Raw genomic sequence first — 19,356 nt, forward strand, 5'->3', positions numbered from 1 at the left:
TATCCCGGAAGTTTTGACATGACCGGAAACAGGTTCATCGCCATTCTCGCGTCGGGCGGCATCATCGTCGCTCTGGCGAGCGGCTGCGCGAACAATCCCTTCGTGCAGCAGCAGAACTGGGCGGTCGGCGCGAACACCGCTCCGCAGAACCCGGTCGTTTCGCAGCTCGCGGACGTGAACGATCGCGTCCAGCAGCTCGACATGAACAATCAGGACCTGCATACGGAGCTCGCCCGCTCCAAGCAGCAGGTCCAGATCCTGCAGCAGGAAGGCGAGCTGCTTCGCCGGCAATTGACCGACGCCGTCGCTCAGGCGGAGCAAGTGAAGACCGCGAGCGTGCAGGCGACCGGCGACGTGCAGGGGATGTTCGCCTCGGCGACGAAGCGCATCGGCGCGGCGATCGCCCCCGGCGCCAACTGGACCGAGGCCCTGCGCACGATCCAGATCCCGGGCGTCGACGTGCGACAGGAAGGCGACATCCTGCGGATCTCGGTTCCCTCGGATCAGCTCTTCATGCCGGGCACCAGTCAGCTCTCGCCCCAGGCCGGAGCGGTCATGAATCAGGTGGCCGAAGCCGTGCGTCGCGAGTTCCCCAAGAACATCATCGGCATCGAAGGGCACCTCGACGCCGAAACCGCGGCTCCGAACGCCGCCAAGACGCAGCTTTCGACCGAGCAGGCGACCGCCGTGTTCCGCTACCTGGTGGAACAGGGGCGATTGCCCGAGAGCCAGTTCTTCGTCATGGGCCAGGGGCAGAACAAGCCTCTGGTCTCCAACGGAACGCTCGCCGGTCGGATGAAGAACCGCCGGATCGAACTGGCGGTTTATCCCGAGAAGTTCAACTAAGCTTTCCCCGCTCTTGTAGGGCTGGCGCCCCGCCTGCCATGAGGCTGGTACCCGCGGCGATGGCAGGCGGGGCGCCTGCCCTACGGGAAAGCTCAGCAGAACGTTCGCGTCGCTACGCGAACGCGGCGCGCAGCTCGTCGAGGTGCCGCGGAACTTCCTTGCGAGGGTCGCCGGCTTCCTCGAATTCGAGGACGACGTAGCCGCGATAGCCGGAGTCGCGGAGGATCTTCGCGATCAGGGCGTAGTCCGTCGGTTCCTTCTTTTTCGACGGCCCGGAGACGACGACCTTCACCTGTACGTTGACCGCGTAGGGGGCGACCTCGGCGATCTCTTCGTAGATCCGGTCGGAGTGGAAGTTCCCCGTATCGAGGTTCGCCGCGAGCCAGGGACTCTTCACGTCGCGCAGCAGCGACAGCAGGCCCTCCGCCGTCGCGGTCGGCCCGCCATGGTTCTCCAGCGCCAGATAGATCCCCGCGCCCGCGGCATGCTCGCAGCACTCCTCGATCGAGGCGACCATCTGCTTGTGGACGGCCGCGGGATCGGCGCCGTTCGGCACGTGGCCCGCGAAGATGCGGATCGCCGGCGCGCCTAGTACTGCCGCGCGGTCGATCCAGGTCTTCACGTCCTGAATCTCTTTCCGCAGAGCCGCTTCGCCCTGCACGCCGAAGTCGCCGCGAATCGCGGTGCCCGACACGTCGAGCCCCAGATCGAAGCAGAGCTTCTTCAGCCCGATCAGGTACTCGTCGGCAGGCTCGGGCGGAAAGTAGTAGCTCGTCAGCTCCGTCCCCGCGAGGCCGAGCGCGGCGCAGTCGCGGATGAAATCCTCCAGCTTCAGCGGCGGAGCATCGCCGGTCAGCAGACTGCGATAGCTGTACGCCGCCAGGCTGAACTTGAAGAACGATTCGCCCATGCGGGGAATCGGTTCCGCCGCGAAGGCGCTGAACGGGCGCGACGCGGTCGCAGCCAGCAAGAGCCCTGCCGAGCCGAGCAGGAAGCTTCTGCGGGAGTCGCCGGCGCCGATGGGGGAGACTTTCACGTCGGACCTCGTTCAGTTGTGCTCAAGCTGCCGGACGTAGCGGTCGATTCTCTTGGGCAGGTTATGACGATCGTCAAGGTTAGTCCTCGCGTGCGCGGTCCGCAAACTTGGCGGCTCGCGGTTTTCGGCGAGATCGCTGGACCGATCGCAGCGACTGATTAGACTGTAGCGACTTTGCGGATCGTCCGGCCTGATGTCGGTCGCTTCGCTGGGCCGCTTCTCTCCGAGTCCGTTCTGACTGCCCGGCCGTATTCGGCTGCGCGACCTTCTGCAGGACCGAAACGCCTGTGCGCTTCTTCGTCGGATGTCTCCTGCTGGCGCTCGCGACCGGCGTTCCCGTTCAGGGAGCGGAGTGGTTCGTCGACAACGTCGCCGGATCGGACCTGAACGACGGCAGCACCCGGGACAACTCCATCGCGGGAAGCGGACCCTTCCGCACGATCGACCGGGCGATGCGTTCCGCGGGCAAGGCTGATACGGTCGTCCTAGCCAATACGGGCGAACCCTATCGCGAGTCGGTCTCCGTCCAGGGAGGCCGTCACAGCGGCACGGTCGACTTCCCGTTCCGGCTGGTGGGGAACGGGTCCGTGATCGACGGCACGACGCCGGTGCCCCACCTGCAGTGGGAGCATTACCGCGACAACGTGTTCCGCTATCGGCCCTACCGTCTGCATCATCAGGTGCTCTACGACGCGGGCCTGCCGCTTGTGGAGAAAAAGGCCGCGACGCACGGCGCCGTGCCCGAACTGGCTCCGAAGGAATGGGCGATCGTCGGGTCGCATATCTACTTCGCGACCGAGCCTGGGAAGCTTCCGCTCGATTACGACCTGGCCTGCGCGCTCCACCCGGTCGGCATCACGCTTTACGAAGTGCGGAACGTCGAGATCCGCGACGTGATCCTGCAGGGCTTCCAGGTCGACGGCATCAACGTCCACTCGAACGCCTTCGACGTCGCGATCGTCGACGTCACTTCCCGCGGGAACGGTCGCTCCGGCGTCTCGTTCGGCGGAGCCAGTCGCGCTTCGCTGATCGACAGTCTGGTCGGCGACAACCGCGAGGCCCAGATCCGTGCGGAAGGTCAGGCCCGCGTGCTCGTGACGGGCTGCGAAGTTCTCGCCAACACGGCGCCCGCGATCGTCGAAGCGGGGGGCTATATCCGGGTCGAGAAGCCGGTCGGCGAAGCTGCCGCCGTCGCGCCCGCCTCCGCGGAACTGCCGATCGAAGAACCCGTCAGCACGACCCCGTGAGGGATCATGCTTCGGTCTTTAGCCGGCTCGCCAGCAGACCGGTCGCGGCGCTGAGATCGAGGTCCGCGAGGAGCAGGCCCTCCTTTCCGTAGGGCTGCCAGCAGAGCAGCGTGCCGTCGGGGCGTGCGACGGCGGAAGTCGTCGGAGAGCCCTCGCCGGCACAGTTCGCGGTCGCGAACCAGATTGTGTTTTCGGCCGCCCGGCATAACAGCGTCTGTTCGTGAAACGTGTTCGCGGGATCGCCGTAGGTCGTCGGGCGATACGATCCCGCCTCCGCTTCATGAAACTGCGGATGGAAGACGATCTGCGCTCTGCGACGGGCCGCCCAGCGAACGGTCTCCGGATAGCGAAACGCTTCATGACAGATCGCGATGCCGAAAGTGCAGTCGCCTGCGTGAAACAGGCGCCTGCCTGAACCGGGCGAGTAGATGCCCTCCTCGGACGGATCGATCTGGACCTTGTCCTGAAATCCGACCAGCGTTCCCTGATCGTCGATCACCAGGGCGGTCGCCGTCCGCTTGCCGTCGACGAACCGTTCGGTCCCGAGGATGACCGTCACCCGGGCGCGCTTCGCCGCCTCGGCGACGACCGCCCAGGCTCCCTTCAGGAACGCTTCGTCGACCACGGGCACGTTCTTCGACGGCGCCCGATACCCGGGAACGTAACATTCGGGGAAGCAGAGAATCTTCGCCTGATCGCGACCTGCCTGCTCGATGGCCAGCATCGCCCGTTCGACGGAGTCCTGCGGCGAGTCCGGAAACTGGATATTCGCCATCGCGATGCGGAAGAGGCTCATGGCGATCGATTCTGACAGGACTGCAACTCGATAGCGTTAGACTGTTGATTCTACCGGCGATATCGACGCGTTCCCCCTGAGCGGAGGGCGTAAGCCCTCCCAGTCCGCACCGATCGTAACGCCGAACGCTCGGAGGGCTCACGCCCTCCGCTCAGAGAAGTCGCGACCCCGTCGGGCTTTCCCTCGATCGACGCTCTTCGATCGAGTAGGCTGGAGGGTCGTCGGTCGCTGAGCGCCGGCGCATCGCTTTTCGTCGCGTCTCCGCCCCTCCCTCCGCCTGACGCCGCATGTTCCCCCTGCGCCTCCCGTGCCGAGTTTCGGCGCTTCGATGGTCCGTCGGCCTCGCTCTGGTCTTTGCCTTTGCGGGAGCGAATCCGACCAAGGCCGAAGAAGCCGAGCGAATCGTCGTTTACCCGACTACCGCGAAACTGTTCGGTCCCGCGGCGAGTCAGCGCCTGCTGGTGCAGTCCGCTCAAGGGGATGACGTCGGCGCCGCTGTTCCCCAGACGGACGTGCAGGTCGACCTGGCTGATCCGCAGATCGCCCGGGTGGACGGCCTGACCCTTTATCCGCTCGCGAACGGCGAGACGACGGCGACGATCCGTGCGGGCGAGCGGACGGCGACGGTTCCGGTGCGGATAGACGGAATGGGCGAGCCGGCCCAGCGGGAGTTCACGCGGCACGTGTTGCCCGTGCTGTCGAAGCTGGGGTGCAACTCCGGCGCCTGCCACGGCGCGCTCGCGGGGAAGGGCGGGCTGAAGCTTTCGCTTCGCGGGTACGACCCGGCCAGCGATCACTTCGTGTTGACGCAGGAGGCCAACGGTCGCCGGGTGGAACTGGCCGATCCGGGGCGAAGCCTGCTGCTCGCCAAGCCGAGCGGCACGCTCCCGCATAAGGGCGGCCTGAAGCTCGACGTCGACAGCGACGATTACCGCGTCCTCGCCGAGTGGATCAGCCAGGGCGCCCCGGCCCCGCAGGCAGGCGACGCGAAGCTGACGAAGGTGGAGATCTTCCCGCCCGCGGCGCTGCTGTCGAAGGACGACGCCCAGCCGTTCGTCGTCACGGCGACCTACTCCGACGGACGCGTCGAGGACGTGACGCGTCGCACGAAGTTCACCTCCACCAACGAATCCGTCGCGCTGATCGACGATGCCGGCACGGCCGCCGTGATCGGTCACGGCGGCGGGGCGATCAGCGCCTGGTTCTCCAGCCAGCTCGCCGTGGCGGAAGTGACGGTTCCCTATCCGCACGACGTGTCGGAAGCGGTTTACGCGAACGCGCCCAGGCGGAACTTCATCGACGACCTGTCGCTCGCGCGGCTGGAGCGGATGAACCTGGAGCCGTCGCCTCGCTGCGACGACCAGACCTTTCTGCGCCGGGTGACGCTCGACCTGATCGGCATGCAGCCGACGCCGGAGGAGACGATCCGCTTCCTCAACGATCCCGCGCCCGACAAGCGCGACCGCCTGATCGAGGAACTGCTCGCGCGTGACGAGTTCGTCGACTACTGGACGTACAAGTGGTCCGACGTGCTGCTCGTCAACGGGCGTCGCCTGCGGCCCGACGCGGTGAAGGCCTACTACGGCTGGATCCGCGGGCAGGTCGAGCAGGACGTTCCGTGGGACGAGTTCGCGCGGAGGATCGTCACCGCGCAAGGGGAGGCGACCGAGGACGGCGCGACGAACTTCTACGCCCTGCACCAGGATCCGGAGACCGTCAGCGAGAACGTCTCGCAGGCCTTCCTGGGCCTGTCGCTCGCCTGTGCGAAGTGCCACAACCATCCGCTGGAGAAGTGGACCAACGACCAATACTACGCCTTCGCGAACTGCTTCTCCCGCGTCCGCACCAAGGGCTGGGGCGGCGAGTCGCGCAACGGCGACGGCAAGCGGACGCTTTACGTCGCGACCCGCGGCGAACTGATTCAGCCGCTGACGGGCAAGCCGCAGCCTCCCACGCCGCTCGACGGCGAACCGATGGCGTTCGACGATCCCAGCGACCGCCGGGCGGCGCTGGCCGACTGGCTCGTCTCGCCGGAGAACCCTTACTTCGCACGAGCCGCCGCCAATCGCGTCTGGGCGTCGTTCTTCGGCGTGGGGCTCGTGGAGCAGATCGACGACCTCCGCGTCTCGAACCCGGCCAGCGACGAGCCGATGCTCGCCGCCCTCGCGGAGAAACTGGTCGCGCATGACTTCCGCGTGAAAGCGCTGATCCGCGACATCGTCCTATCGGAGACTTACCAGCGAAGCTCCGAGGCCACGGAGTTCAACGCCGGCGACGAACGCTTCTATTCGCGGTTCTATCCCCGGCGGCTTCCGGCAGAGGTGCTGCACGACGTCATCACGCAGGCGACGGGCGTGCCCACGAACTTCGACCAGATCGCGTTCGAAGGCGCCGACAAGCAGAAGACCGATTTCTATCCCGTCGGGACGCGGGCGATCGAGCTCTACGACTCGGCGGTCGAGTCGTACTTCCTGTCGACGTTCGGGCGCAACCCGCGGGACATCACCTGCGAATGCGAACGGTCGAGCGACCCGAGCATGGTGCAGGCCCTGCATCTGATCAACGGCGAGACGCTGAACAAGAAGCTGGCCGACGAAAAGAGCGTCGTCACGCAGGAGCTTGCCGCGTGGGACGACGCCGACGACATCGTCGACCGGGCCTTCCTGCGAACGGTCTGTCGAAAGCCGACCGAACCGGAGCGTGAACAGGCTCGCGAGTTGCTCGGCGACCCGCCGGCCGAAGAGCGCCGCAAGCGGCTGGAAGATCTCTACTGGTCACTGACGTCGAGCCGGGAGTTTCTGTTTCAGAAGTGACGAGACCTACGGCGGACGCGACTCTTAGGGTGGGTCATTGACCCACCTTCCTTGCGGGCCGCGTTGCCGCTTCGGGTAATCGATCGACGCGGAACGTGGATCGATCCGGCAGTGTCGTGAGAACGACAGGTGGGTCAATGACCCACCCTACGAAGAACGATGTTCGAAGCTTGTACGGAACTGAGGCGATGAACGCTTTCTCGATGCGAATGGTTCTGATCGTCGGTCTGACGGCGGCTTCGTCGCTGCTCGCCGCGGAGGAGGCGCCGGACTTTACGAAGGACGTGCTGCCGATCCTCACGGCCAAATGCGGCGGCTGTCACGGCGATCTCGAGACCGAAGGGAAGCTCTCGCTCGCGACGTACGACGACCTGATGCGGGGAGGTGAGCATGGCCCCGCGATTACGCCGGGCGAGTCGGGTTCCAGCCGGCTCTATCTGATGAGCGCCGGGACGATGGACCCGAAGATGCCGCCCGAGGGCGAAGATCCGCTGACCGAGGTCGAGATCGCGACGCTCGCGAAGTGGATCGACGCGGGTGCGAAGGGCCCGACGGGCGAGACGGTTCGCCCCATGCCGACGTTTCCCAAAGTCGCCGCCGCGGAAGGCATGAGCGCGACGACCGCCGTGGCGTGGGCGACCGATGGAAAGAGACTGGCGACGGGCGGCTTCGGCGAGGCTCGGATCGCTCCTCCTGTTTCCGGGCCAGCCGCACGAGAGCAGGACCACGCAGTCATCCCGGGACTTGCGGGCAAGATCAATCGACTGACGTTCTCGTCCGACGGCAAGACGCTCGTCGCCGCCGGCGGCGTCGCAGGAGCGGGCGGCGAAGCGGCGCTGGTCGCCGTCGAAGATCCCGCGCAGGTTCGCAAGTTCGCCGGTCACTCCGACACGCTCTACGACGCCGTCCTCTCTCCCGACGGAACGATCCTCGCCACGGCGGGCTACGACCGCGTGATCCTGCTTCGTGACGCGAAGACGGGCGAGACGCTTCGCACGCTGACGGGTCACAACGGCGCGGTCTTCGATCTGGCGTTCAGCCCGGACGGCACGTGCCTCGTGAGCGCGAGCGCGGACGAAACGGCGAAGGTCTGGTCGGTCGCGACGGGCGAGCGGCTCGACACGCTCAACCAGTGCGAAGCGGAGCAGTGGACGTGCGCGTTCGACCCGACGCTCGACCGGATCTACAGCGCGGGCGCCGATCACCGCATCCGCTGCTGGAACTGGGTCAGCAAGACCGAGGCGAAGATCAACCCGATCCTGTATTCCCGCTTCGCGCACGAAGGTACGGTCACGCACATCGCGCTCGCGGCGAAGCGTCCGATTCTCGCGTCGATCGCCGACGACGGAACGCTGAAGGTCTGGCGGACGAAGGACCTGTCGCTCGCCTGGGTCGGTCCGACGCAGCCCGCGACGCCGACCGGCATCGCCTTCTCGCCCGAGGGCGATCGCTTGGCCGTTTCCCGCATTGACGGCACGATCGAGATCCTCGACCTTCCAGCCATCGATCCCGAAGCGTCCGGCGAGGTCGCCGGCGTTCAGGGCGCCGTCGCCGTCGCTTCGATGGCGGACATGCCGCTGCCCGAACCTGCGGAGGAAGCGGAGCCGAACGACGACCCTGCCGCCGTCACGGTCCGCGAAGCGCCGCTGCGAATGAAAGGCCTCTTCGCGCAGCCCGGCGACGTCGACTGCGTTCGTTTCCGCGCCGAAGCGGGCCAGCGCTGGGTCATCGAAACGAATGCCGCGCGGTCGGGTTCCCCTGCCGATACGTTCGTCGAAGTTCTCTCCGCCGACGGATCGCCGATCCTCCGAACGCGATTGCAGGCGGTGCGCGATTCTTACTTCACGTTCCGCGGCAAAGATTCGAACGTCTCCGACGACTTCCGCGTCCACAACTGGGAAGAGATGGAACTGGACGACCTGCTTTACGCCAACGGAGAGGTCGTGAAGCTCTGGCTCTATCCCCGCGGACCCGATTCCGGCTTCAAGGTCTATCCCGGGTTCGGCAATCGCCGAACCTACTTCGACACCCCTGCCCTGTCGCATGCGCTGGGCGAGCCCTGCTGGATCGTGCGCGAGGTTCCGCCCGGGACGGAGCCGCTGCCGAACGGGCTGCCCGTCTTCGATATCTATTACGAGAACGACGACGACGGCGAGAGGAAGCTGGGCAAGGATTCCAAGCTGCTCTTTTCGCCTGCCGAATCGGGCGAGTACGTCGTGCGGGTGCGCGACGTGCGGGGCGAAGGTTCGGACGCTCATAAGTACGAACTGACCGTGCGACCCGCGCAGCCGGGCTTCTCGGTCAAGGCGAGCGTCACGAAGGCGGACGCCGTCCCCGCGGGCGGCGGACGGGAGATCGAGTTCAGCGCCGATCGGATCGACGGCTTCGAGGGTCAGATCGAACTGGCGATCGAAGGCTTGCCCGCGGGCTGGTCGGTCACGACGCCGATCATCGAAGCGGGCCAGCTCAAGGCCTGGGGAGCGATCTACGCCGCGGCGGATGCGAAGGCTCCGACCGAGGAAGAATGGAAGACCGTCCGCCTTATCGCCCGGGCCGACGTCGACGGTCAGCAGGTGCAGCGCGACGTCGCGGGTCTCGGACTGCCGAAGCTCGCCGGCGCTCCGGCCATCGGCATGACCGTCTCCCGCGTTTCAGGCGAAGCGAGCGTTCCCGCCGCCGACGAACCGACCGGTCCGCTGGAGGTGACGCTGCGTCGGGGCGAGACGATCGAGCTGCGGGTCGACGTCGATCGCAAGGAAGTGAAGAGCCGCATCAGCTTCGGCAACGAGGACTCGGGCCGCAACCTGCCGCACGGCGTCTTCGTCGATAACGTCGGTCTCAACGGTCTTCTGATCGTCGAGGAGAAGTCCGAGCGAACGTTCTTCGTTCGGGCCTCCGCGATCGCCGAGCCGCAGACGCGGCTGTTCCACCTCCGCGCCGATTCCGACGGCGGCCTCGTCAGTCAGCCGATCGTGCTGCGGATCGTGGAGTAGGAGAGGCAGTACGATCGAGCGATCAAAGCTCGATCGGCAGCCGCCGATTCTCGCGGGCGGACTGCTGGCCGGCGAGCACGACGGCGAGGGCGCGGTAGGCGTCTTCGAGGTCGGAGCTGCGCCGCACCAGGCTGGTCACGGCGCGGTGGAACGTCATGAACATCTGCTCGCCGATGGGCCGCTCGCTCTCCAGCGACTCCATGTGCTGGCCCGCCTTGTCGAACCAGACGAGCTGGCTGGGCATGTCGACGAAGGCGATGCCGTTCTCGCAGCAGACTTGCAGCGCCGCAGGCGGACGGAAGGCGATCGCTTCGCTCCATCCCTGCGGCATGTAGCGCCCGCAACTGACGTGGGCGATCGGACCCTTCGCGAACTCGCCAGGTTCGGAGAAGTCCAGGCTCAGCATCTGGTAATCGTCTTCGGCGGCGTCGACGTTCGACTGGTGCCGCACGCCCAGAACGCTGCTCGGGTCGGAACCGACCACGTAACGACACCAGTCGACGAGCTCCATCAGGTGCCGCGTGCTGGAACTCGCGATCGCGCGATGCTTCAGCCGTCCGGTCGGCGGGTCGAACAGCGTTCGCATGTGGCAGAAGAGCAGCCGGGGCCTGCCCAGCTTGGTCGCGATCAGCTCCTTCAGACGGAGCGTCGCAGGCGCCTGCCGGCGGGGGAACTCCGCCATGAAGGCGATGCCGGAGGAGACCACGCGGTCACGGATCGCCCGAGCCTGCACCGGATCGGCGGCGAGTTCCGCGGCGCTGAAGACCGCCTTGCCCGCGTCGCAGGCCGCGAAGATCGGCAGCGAGCCGTACCACTCCGGCGCCAGGGCGAGCACCGCGTCGATGTCGGGCCGGGACACGAGCATGCGATAGCCGTCGGTCGCGACCGCGTGGAACTCGCGCGCGGCTCGTTCGCTCTTCGCCGAAACTTCGCTCGTGACCGCACGGACCTCGAAGCGATCGGAGAGCGCACGGAGCGCCGGCCGATGACGAGATTCCCAGGCATCCCCGATGCCGACCACTCCGACGCGGAGCTTCATGCCGTGCCGTCCTCCGGAAAGAAAGCGAGCTAGTGCGTGTCGCACTCACATGTAGCGTTCCCGGCGATCTAAATCGTCGCGGAAACGGCGCACGGGCCGCTACGGTTTCGCGATAAGCGAGCTAGCCCTGTTTTAACAGAGCGGGGGAAGATTCCATGAAGGAACTCCCGCGGATCGGCCAAACTCCCGCGCGTCCGGGAGGCGCCGCAACTCGCCGTTCACGCCTCGCATCCGGCATGAAACGCGAGGCCGATCGGGCATCGTTCCGGTGACCTGCGGGTCGCAGAAACGGCCTCCGGAAGACCCCCTGTCCCGGGGAGTGACGAGTTTTACACCGAATCGGTGGGGATTTCCCTACCAGGGCGCGGGATAAATTTCCAAGCCCTATTTAGGAGCGTGTGCGGGCGCATCTTGAGCGATAGGGGGACCTTGCGTGCGCGGCGTCAAATTCGATGCGTTCTGCGCAGGTTTTTTAGTTGGCGCTGGCCCCTACGACCGCTAGATTCCTCGCTTCCCCGCCTGGTCGGTCGCGAGACCCGCAAGAGACCGACCGCAAATCCGCATGGCTTTCCCCTGAGTCGTGCCCCCGGAGACGCAGGGACGCGACACGTACGGATACCGCGTCTCCACGAAGCACGGAACGTTTCTTCCCTCCTCACGGAGACGCTTGATGCACGGACTAGCGCTAACGACCGCCCTGCAACTTTGCTCGCTGGTCGCCACCGCTCAGCCTTACGACCAGGCTTACGCCGAAATGGAGAAGTCAGGTCGTCCGCTCCTCGTTCTGGTCACCGCGGAATGGTGCCCTGCCTGCCACGTCATGAAGGATGCGGCGCTGGCGAAGCTCGCCCAGCGCGGAACGCTCTCGAAGGTCGAGTACGCCGAAGTCGATCTCGATCAGGATCCGACGCTCGCACGGAAGCTCATGAAGGGGAAGTCGATTCCCCAACTGATCCTGTTCGCGAAGGCGCGGGCCGGATGGAAGAAGACGAACCTGGTCGGCGTGCAGTCGGAGAACACCGTCGCCTCGCTCGTCGACGCCGCGGTCGCCTCCAGCGAACCCGTCCTGGCTCAGGCGACGCCTGCGGCCGAGACCGAGTCGTCCGGAGTCGTCCCCGCGACGGCCACCGCGGACGAGTGATTTCGCCTTCCGCGATGCCCGCTCGAAGTTGAAACGTCGAAAGCCCTGCACATCTTTCTGTGCGGGGCTTTTTTCGTCTGCAAGTTTCTCGCTCGAAAGTCGGTCGCAGTCCGGGACTTCCCCGATCGGTGCGTCAGCGATCCGGTTCAGCGGCCGCGCAGCGAACGATTCGGACCAAACGGACCCGGCAGTGCTCGCGCGAAGGTCCGACAAGCAAGCGCGGATCGCACGCCCGGCGCTCGGGAATCGGCGGCAAATGGGATCGTCAACGGGGAACAAACCAGCGTCTCGCGATGCAGGGGCTCAAGGACCAGACTGCATCTCGCAAACGCGGCGCCGGCGGTCGGAGTTCTCGTAGGTCAGGCATTGCCTGACAGCTACTTGAAGATGGCTTTGGTGGCGATTTGTTTGCCCGCGGCGCTCGTCAGCCTGGGCGGACGAAGTCGATGAGAGCAACGCGGTAAGCCGCCCGGTCATCATCGATCCGACGCGGCATGGAACTAGCCGTCAGGCAATGCCTGACCTACTAGTCGACCAAGCCTTATTCGTCAGGCGTTGGGGTAGAGATGTTTGAGTTTGACGCGAGCGTCGTCCGTCGTGAAGCGCCAGGTCGCAGCCTGACGCAGGCGGTTGCGTTCGCGCTGCCAGACGGCCATCGCTTCGTCCATCTCGGCCGCGCTTTCGAAGCGTCGCCCGACGCACTGCCGCGTCAGGACGGAAAGCTCGAACTCGGCCATGTTGAGCCAGCTGCCGTTCTTGGGCGTGTAGACGATCCGCAGGCGCTGGGCCAGGCGATGCGCCCGCTCGGCGTCGAAGGCATGGTACAGGCTCGCGACGTCGTGCGTGTTGAGGTTGTCGCAGACCAGCGTGACGAGTTCGGCCCGGGGATAGTCCCGCTCGAGCAGCTCGGCGACTTCTTCGGCCCAGTCGACTCGCGTTCGACCGTCGCGACCGGAGACGCGACGCCAGCCGCCGACGGGATCGAAGAACAAGAAGATCGACCGCACGCCGCGGCGCTCGTAGTGATGGTCCTCGCGGCGGGGCTGGCCCGGCGTCATCGGCAGCGACGGCTCGACGTCGGCCAGGATCTGCTTGGCCGCCTCGTCCATGCAGATCAGCACGTGCTCGTCGTCGAACGATTCGGCGTAGACGTCGAGCAGCTTCTCCATGCGGGCGACGAAGCGGGCGAGATCCTTCTCCGGGATGCAGAAGCGCCGCGTCCGCCAGGGCTGCAGCCTGTTTTTTTGAGCGTCTGGCGAACCGTCTCTTCGGAGACCTTCGTCACGATCGACAGCCGCATCGCCTCGTCGGCCAGAAGCTGCATCGTCCAGGCCTTGCGTCCGCCGGGCGGCGTCGAGCAGGCCAGCAGAACGAGCTTCGCTTCGGAGCGACCGTCGAAGATCGGCTGGACGCCGGGAGCCGAGCGGGCCTTCCGTTCGATCGCCGCGGCGACGTTTCCTTCGCGGACGAAGGCTTGCCGAATCCGGCAGACCTGCCGCTCGGAGAGCCCCACGATCTCGGCGATCGTGCCGTCGGTGCGACGACCGTCGACGTGCTCGCGATCGGACAGGAGCAGGATCCTCGTCCGGCGAACTTTCGCCGCCGGCGAGTCCCCTTTGCGGACGAACGCCGCGAGCTCCGCCCGGGTCTCAGGCGTCAGACGAACTTCCAGCTTTTCGTTCGTTGCCGGCATCCCTGCCTCCGCGAAAATCGAAAACGATCCCTCGACTCCCTCCGCGAAATCAGGTTAACCTCCGCCTGACGAATAAAGCCAGGTCGACTACTACGCGGGGAGTGAACCTTACGCTTCTTTCCGCTCGATGTTCAGCCGGCGGATCTTGCGGTCGAGGGTGGAGCGTTCGATGCCGAGGACCTTGGAGGTGCGGCTCTTGTTCCAGTCGAACCGGTCGAGCGTGCGCTGAATGTGCTCACGCTCCATCGCGTCGAGCGTGCAGGGGCGCCAGACGCCGCTGGCCTCGTCGGAGACGTCGTCCGCGAACGAGAGGGGCGAGAGCGCCAGGTCGACCTCGTCGATCAGATCGTCCTGGGCCAACAGCACTGCCCGCTCGACGACGTTCTTCAGTTCACGGACGTTGCCCGGCCATTCGTACCGGCGGATCCGTTCCATCGCGCTGGGCGTGAAGCCGCGGATCTTGCGACCGGTCTCCTGCTTGAACCGCTCGAGGAAATGGTCGGCCACTTCGACGACGTCTTCGCCCCGGTCGCGGAGGGGCGGGACCAGGATCTCCACCACCCGCAGGCGGAAGTAGAGATCCTTGCGGAAGGTCTTGTCCCGGACGGCCTCTTCCAGGTCGCGGTTCGTGGCCGCGATGACGCGGACGTCGACCTTGATGGGCCGCGCTCCGCCCAGCCGTTCGAAGGGGTGCCCCTCCAGCACGCGGAGGAACTTCGCCTGGACGACGGGGCTCATCTCCCCGATCTCGTCCAGCAGGATCGTTCCCTTGTCGGCCTGTTCGAACTTGCCGATCTTGCGATCGGTCGCGCCGGTGAAGGAGCCCTTCTCGTGGCCGAACAGTTCGCTTTCGAGCAGCGTTTCCGAAAGGGCCGCGCAGTTCAGGCAGACGAAGGGGCCGCCTTTCCGCGGACTCGAATCATGGACGGCCTGCGCTACCAGTTCCTTGCCGACGCCGCTCTCGCCTCGAATCAGGATCGTCGCCTTGCTGGGAGCCGCGCGGCCGATCTGCTGATGCACGGCATGCATCACGGGGCCGCTGCCGACGATCTTGCTTTCGACGCCCAGGCGCTGGCGAAGCTGTTCGACCTGGCTGCGCGTATGCGACAGGTCGGCTTGGAGCGCGGCCTGCCGCTCGATCGAGTCGAGGCCCAGGCTCATGATCTCGGCGACGGCGAGGACGAATTCCAGGTCGTCCGATTCGAGCGTTCGCTCGTCGTCGTTGCAGTAGAGATGCAGCAATCCGACCGGACGCTTCGCCACCCGCAGCGGCGCACAAATCACGCTCGTCGCGGCGAACTCGCCCTGGCTGTCGGGACTGCCGAAAGCGGAGTCGCCCGCGACGTTGCGGGCCATCACCGCTTCGCCGTCGCGAAGAATGGTCTCGGCAAGAAAGCGGCTGAGCGGTCGATAGGACTTTCCGTCCGCGGAGCGCGAACTGAGAAGTTCCAGATCCTCCGGTCGAATCCGTTCCCGCTTCTCGCGCGGGGCGAGCAGCACGGCCCCGGCGCCGGCGGGCACGCCGCGAAACAGGGCTTCGAGGGCCAGACGCGAGAGGGCGTTCGGATCGGTGCGCTCCGCCATCTTGAACGCCAGGCGGCAGAGCAGCATGCCCGCTTCGCCTACCTTCGGCGCAGCGACGGAAAACTCGCCGTCTTCGTCCGGGCCGTCCTGGTGGAGCAGTCGCGAACTCCCCCGGCGATCCATGATCAGCGCGGGGCCGAGGTCGGCGACCGCCGAATCGGCCGACGCTCGCGCGAGTTCCGCGGCGGTCGCGGTGATGGCCGTTTCGTCATGCGCGCCCGCGATCGGGGGCGCGACCGCTACCTCGCGGAACGCGACGGAGAGGTCCTGCACGAATTCCAGTTGCGACTGCGCGATGCGGATGACGTCGCCCGGCGCCAGCTTCCAGTCCTGCACGATTCGCGAACCGGCGACCAGCGTTCCGTTCCGGCTGTCGAGATCGCGGACGGTCCAGCGTCCTTCGGCCTGGAAAATCTCGGCGTGCCGGCGGCTGCATTGCCGGTTCCGGACCACGATCTCGTTCGTCGGCGAGCGCCCGATCGTCACCGAGCGCCCCGGTTCCAGCCGGTAGACGTCGGACCAGTTGGCCCCTTCGCGGATGATGAGATAGGACTGCATGCCGAACGGAGCGGACGCGAAGAGATGAGGCGCGGGGTCGACCGCCGAATCATTCTAACCGCGAGCCGGGGCCGGGACTTGCAGCCGATTCGGCCCATCAGGCGTCGGAGTTCGATGCGACGAACGGGAGAATCGTTGCATTCGGCAGGGCTGTCGGGAATTCCCGAGCGGTGGGCGTGAGCCCTCTGAGTCCCTAACCCGCTCGTGCGAAATAGGATTCGCGGGGGGTCGCACTCCCCGCTCCGAGGCAGGCGATCACGCGGGCTTGCCCCGCATAAGCTACCCTGGCGCGGCCTGAAGGGCGAAACTGCTGACGAGAACGTCGCTTGCAGCCGTCGGGGGGGCCAACTATTTTGAGGACGGGCACACTTTCCGTCCGGACGCCAGGAAACCGAACGCTTCGACTGCGCAGGCCGCAGGCGTTCGGGAGCGCTCTTCATCCTTCGATGACCGGTCGCTCCGACTTTTCTTCCGTTTCGCATCCGACGGTCGCATTTAGACAAGTGGAGGGGCTCCTCTGATGGCGCTTTCCGGTCTGGTTCTCTCGCTCGCGCGTCGCACGGGCTCCGCTACCGCCGTGCTGGGCACGGCGGCGGTCCTCGCTCTGACGGCAGCCCCGGTGCATGCCGGATTCGTTCAACGTGCGGTCGGGGGCGTTTCGGTCGACGCGACCGGCGTCGTGGGACGGATCACCCCGGCCGAGGTGGCGACTCTGCGAGAGTTGATGGCGAAGGAGACGGCCGGCGCGGGCGCCGATCTGGTCCGTCCTGTCGGCATGCGGATGATCTCGCTCAAGGGCCTCGAAGCGGCGATCGAGGACGCGATCAAGAACAACTCGGGCGAGCTTCCTGAAGAAGTTCGCTACATGGCCGGTCTGCAGCGGATCGAGTACGTCTTCGTGCACCCGGAAGAGAACGACATCGTTCTGGCCGGTCCGGGCGAAGGCTGGAAGGTCAACGAACTCGGCGCCGTGGTCGGCGTCACGACCGGACGCCCCGTGCTGCAGCTCGAAGACTTCATCGTCGCGATGCGTGCGGTGGACGATGCCCGCGTCGGCGGCGGCATCACCTGCTCGATCGATCCGACCGAAGAGGGTCGCCGCAGACTGCAGGCCTTCCTGGCGCAGCAGCGCACGGTCAACCCGGCGGTCCTGCAAGGCGTGCAGCAGGCGATGGGCCCGCAGGTGGTCAGCATCACCGGCGTTCCCGGCGACTCGCGCTTCGCCCATGTGCTCGTCGCGGCGGACTTCCGGATGAAGCAGTACGGCATGGGCTTGGAGCCCGCGCCGGTTCGCGACCTGCCGAGCTTCCTGCAGATCCTGCAGCAGCGCGGCGCCAAGCCGAACAACATGACGCCGCGGTGGTGGCTGGCCCCGTCGTACGATCCGATCGCCCGGAGCGAGGACGGCCTGGCCTTCCAGATCAAGGGTCAGGGCGTGAAGGCCATGACTGAGGACGAATTCATCGACGGGGGCGAGGTCAAGGGCGCCGGCAAGGCGAACCCGCTGGCCCAGCGCTGGGCCGATGCCTTCACCGAGAAGTTCGACGAACTCTGCAAGGTCGACCCCGCGTTCGGCGATCTCCGCAACATCATGGACGTGAGCGTCGTCGCCGCCCTGATCAAGCGGGAAGGCATGCTGGAGAAGGCGGGCTGCTCGCTCCCGCTGCTGTCGGGACAGGACGAACGCCTGACTGCTACGGCGCTGCACGCTCCCAAGAGCGTTCCGACCCAGAGCAGCTTCATCCGGATCGGCAACGACTTCGTGATCACCGCCTCGGGCGGCGTGCAGATCGAATCGTGGCAGGTCGCCGAAAAGACGGAGGCCTCCGCCGCCGTCGGCGAAGCTCGTCAGAAGGGCGGCTACGTCGGCACGAAGTGGTGGTGGAACGCGAGCGCGTAACGTCGACTCGCGTCGAGCAAGTACGAACGAAAGCGGACAGCCGAATCGGCCGTCCGCTTTTTTCGTGAATCGAGATCCCGGCGGCTTTCGCTACCTCGCCTGGTACAGAGGCAGGTCGTTCACCGGCACGATGCGGATCGCGGGACGGACCGCCGGCCTGTCGCTGGCGACGCCGCTTGTCGGCTGAACGATGACTCCCGTTCCGACGGGCGAGAACTCTTCCGCGCCGAAGCGGGGAATCTCGGGCCCGGTCGGCAGTCTCTCCGGTGAGCGATCCTGGGTCGTCGGCGTCGCCCGAGGCGCGGGCGCGTCAGACGCAGGCGGGTCGGCGAAGGGATCCGTCGGATCGTAGGGGAGCGAATTCGACAGCGGGCGGGGCGGCGCCAGCCGACGCGGTTCGGGGGTCAGCTTCGCCGCGGAAGGCGTCGCCGGCGCCGGCACGGTCAGCAGGGGCTCGGTCGTCGGCGTCGGGATCGCAGGCTCCGCTTCGGGCAGCGGCGCTTCAGCGGTCGGCGGGACGAATTCTTCGATTGCCGGAGCAGCCGGCGCTTCGAACGCCGGGGCCGCGGGCGCTTCGACGGCCGGAACTGCGGGTTCCTCGACGGTCGGAACTGCGGGTTCCTCAATGACCGGCATCGGAGGCGCGGGCTTCGTCCGGGCCGGGCGAGCCTTCGGCGCCGCCTGCACCGGATCGTACTTCGGGCTCGGCATCGGTTCCGGAACCGGCATTTCCTCCGGCTCCGGCGGAAGCTCCGGCTTCGGCATGGGCGCCGGCTCCTGAACGGGTTCCGGCATCGGTTCCGGAAGCGGCAGCGGCGTCGAGGCGACGGGACCCGAGGCGCTCGGCTCCGGATCGGGCTCGCGGACGAAGGGACTCTTCGCCGGCTTCGAGTTCGCGGACGACGGGGTCAGTTCGCGCTCGACCGTCGGCAGCTTCGGCGCCGGCGGCAGTCGATTCGCGGGCGCGAACGTGCGGTCGACGTTAATCGTCGGATGCGACTGAATCCGCATGCGGATCGGAACATGCCGCTGCCGCGTATGAGGCGCGAAAGCGTCCGATCCGTAAGCGGACGGGATGCTGCCGGCGACGTCGGCGCCGCAGAGCGGTTCGACCCCGCACACGGGTTCCATGCCGCACGTCGGTTCGACGCCGCAGATGGGCTCCGCCTCGCAGGTCGGTTTCGGCGGCGGAACGTAGCTGCCGCAACCGCAGGTCGGGCCGTGGCTCGCCGAACGGGGAGCGGTCAGCGAATCGAGAAACGACGCGACCGCATCCGCGACGCGAGGCTTCTCCGCGCGGAGCGTGACGAGATAGCCTGACGTTCCCGGCAGCGCGAGGGCGGCCGAAACGGCTGCGGCCAAGAATTGCGAACGACGCATGCGATCCTCGATGTCTGGAGAGTCCAGCGGATCAGCAGTCTTCGCCCCTGCGGAACAAACCGCCTGATCCGCAGGTTCTATCGAGCGGGCATGATCGCTAAGGACAGATTTCACGGAGCATTCGGCAGGATCGCCGCATATTCGCCCAGCTGCCTTGCGCCCCTGCGCTTTCTGGACTTCGCAGTTTGCGATAGTTATCCAGTCGATCGTCAAAATAGGCGAAAGAGGAAGGCTGCGATCGTGCGATATCTATAGTGCAACCGACGCGGCTGGTACGACCAGCGGAACCGGCGGTCGCTGAAAGAAGGGCGTGGGGTTCGGTCAGGCGGT

The 19,356-nt window shown here is 66.5% G+C and carries 12 protein-coding genes; 6 read left to right on the top strand and 6 right to left on the bottom strand.

What is annotated here, in order from left to right; translation table 11 throughout:
• Nucleotides 1-18: 18 nt before the first annotated feature.
• Nucleotides 19-846, top strand: a complete 828-nt coding sequence (locus tag SH602x_RS09735) for an OmpA family protein (RefSeq protein ID WP_479476601.1) — start codon at nt 19-21, stop codon at nt 844-846.
• Between the two features lie 112 nt (nt 847-958).
• Here the strand turns inward: SH602x_RS09735 and SH602x_RS09740 are convergent, their stop codons facing one another.
• On the bottom strand, nt 959-1,882 hold the full coding sequence (locus SH602x_RS09740; protein ID WP_479476602.1) for a sugar phosphate isomerase/epimerase family protein: 924 nt from the start codon (nt 1,880-1,882) through the stop codon (nt 959-961).
• Nucleotides 1,883-2,169: 287 nt separating this feature from the next.
• On the opposite strand from SH602x_RS09740, the gene SH602x_RS09745 reads away from it, so the two are divergent.
• Nucleotides 2,170-3,129 (top strand): right-handed parallel beta-helix repeat-containing protein, encoded by a 960-nt coding sequence (locus SH602x_RS09745; protein WP_479476603.1) that lies wholly within the window; start codon nt 2,170-2,172, stop codon nt 3,127-3,129.
• A gap of 4 nt (nt 3,130-3,133) precedes the next feature.
• Here the strand turns inward: SH602x_RS09745 and SH602x_RS09750 are convergent, their stop codons facing one another.
• On the bottom strand, nt 3,134-3,925 hold the full coding sequence (locus SH602x_RS09750; protein WP_479476604.1) for a carbon-nitrogen hydrolase family protein: 792 nt from the start codon (nt 3,923-3,925) through the stop codon (nt 3,134-3,136).
• A gap of 287 nt (nt 3,926-4,212) precedes the next feature.
• On the opposite strand from SH602x_RS09750, the gene SH602x_RS09755 reads away from it, so the two are divergent.
• Nucleotides 4,213-6,738 (top strand): DUF1549 domain-containing protein, encoded by a 2,526-nt coding sequence (locus tag SH602x_RS09755; RefSeq protein ID WP_479476605.1) that lies wholly within the window; start codon nt 4,213-4,215, stop codon nt 6,736-6,738.
• 188 nt (nt 6,739-6,926) lie between these two features.
• Complete coding sequence (locus SH602x_RS09760; protein WP_479476606.1) at nt 6,927-9,731, top strand: c-type cytochrome domain-containing protein; 2,805 nt, start codon at nt 6,927-6,929, stop codon at nt 9,729-9,731.
• A 22-nt stretch (nt 9,732-9,753) separates the two neighbouring features.
• Here SH602x_RS09760 and SH602x_RS09765 read toward each other — a convergent pair whose 3' ends face one another.
• Complete coding sequence (locus SH602x_RS09765; RefSeq protein ID WP_479476607.1) at nt 9,754-10,770, bottom strand: Gfo/Idh/MocA family protein; 1,017 nt, start codon at nt 10,768-10,770, stop codon at nt 9,754-9,756.
• A gap of 670 nt (nt 10,771-11,440) precedes the next feature.
• Between SH602x_RS09765 and SH602x_RS09770 the strand changes: the two genes are divergently transcribed.
• Entirely contained in the window at nt 11,441-11,911 is a 471-nt protein-coding gene (locus SH602x_RS09770; RefSeq protein WP_479476608.1) for a thioredoxin family protein, read from the top strand.
• Between the two features lie 548 nt (nt 11,912-12,459).
• Here SH602x_RS09770 and SH602x_RS09775 read toward each other — a convergent pair.
• Together SH602x_RS09775 and SH602x_RS09780 are read right to left on the bottom strand one after the other, a co-directional pair.
• Nucleotides 12,460-13,604, bottom strand: a protein-coding gene (locus SH602x_RS09775; RefSeq protein WP_479472857.1) for an IS630 family transposase whose coding sequence is annotated in 2 segments (ribosomal slippage) — nt 12,460-13,157 and nt 13,157-13,604 — 1,146 coding nt in all. Because the reading frame shifts where the segments join, the coding sequence is not laid out codon by codon here.
• Nucleotides 13,605-13,712: 108 nt separating this feature from the next.
• On the bottom strand, nt 13,713-15,746 hold the full coding sequence (locus SH602x_RS09780; RefSeq protein WP_479476609.1) for a sigma 54-interacting transcriptional regulator: 2,034 nt from the start codon (nt 15,744-15,746) through the stop codon (nt 13,713-13,715).
• 520 nt (nt 15,747-16,266) lie between these two features.
• Here SH602x_RS09780 and SH602x_RS09785 point away from each other — a divergent pair.
• Nucleotides 16,267-17,646: a DUF1598 domain-containing protein gene (locus SH602x_RS09785; RefSeq protein WP_479476610.1), complete on the top strand. Its 1,380-nt coding sequence runs from the start codon at nt 16,267-16,269 to the stop codon at nt 17,644-17,646.
• A 90-nt stretch (nt 17,647-17,736) separates the two neighbouring features.
• Here SH602x_RS09785 and SH602x_RS09790 read toward each other — a convergent pair whose 3' ends face one another.
• Nucleotides 17,737-19,026 (bottom strand): hypothetical protein, encoded by a 1,290-nt coding sequence (locus SH602x_RS09790; protein WP_479476611.1) that lies wholly within the window; start codon nt 19,024-19,026, stop codon nt 17,737-17,739.
• Nucleotides 19,027-19,356 lie beyond the last annotated feature (330 nt).

This window comes from Lignipirellula cremea, from assembly GCF_056501455.1.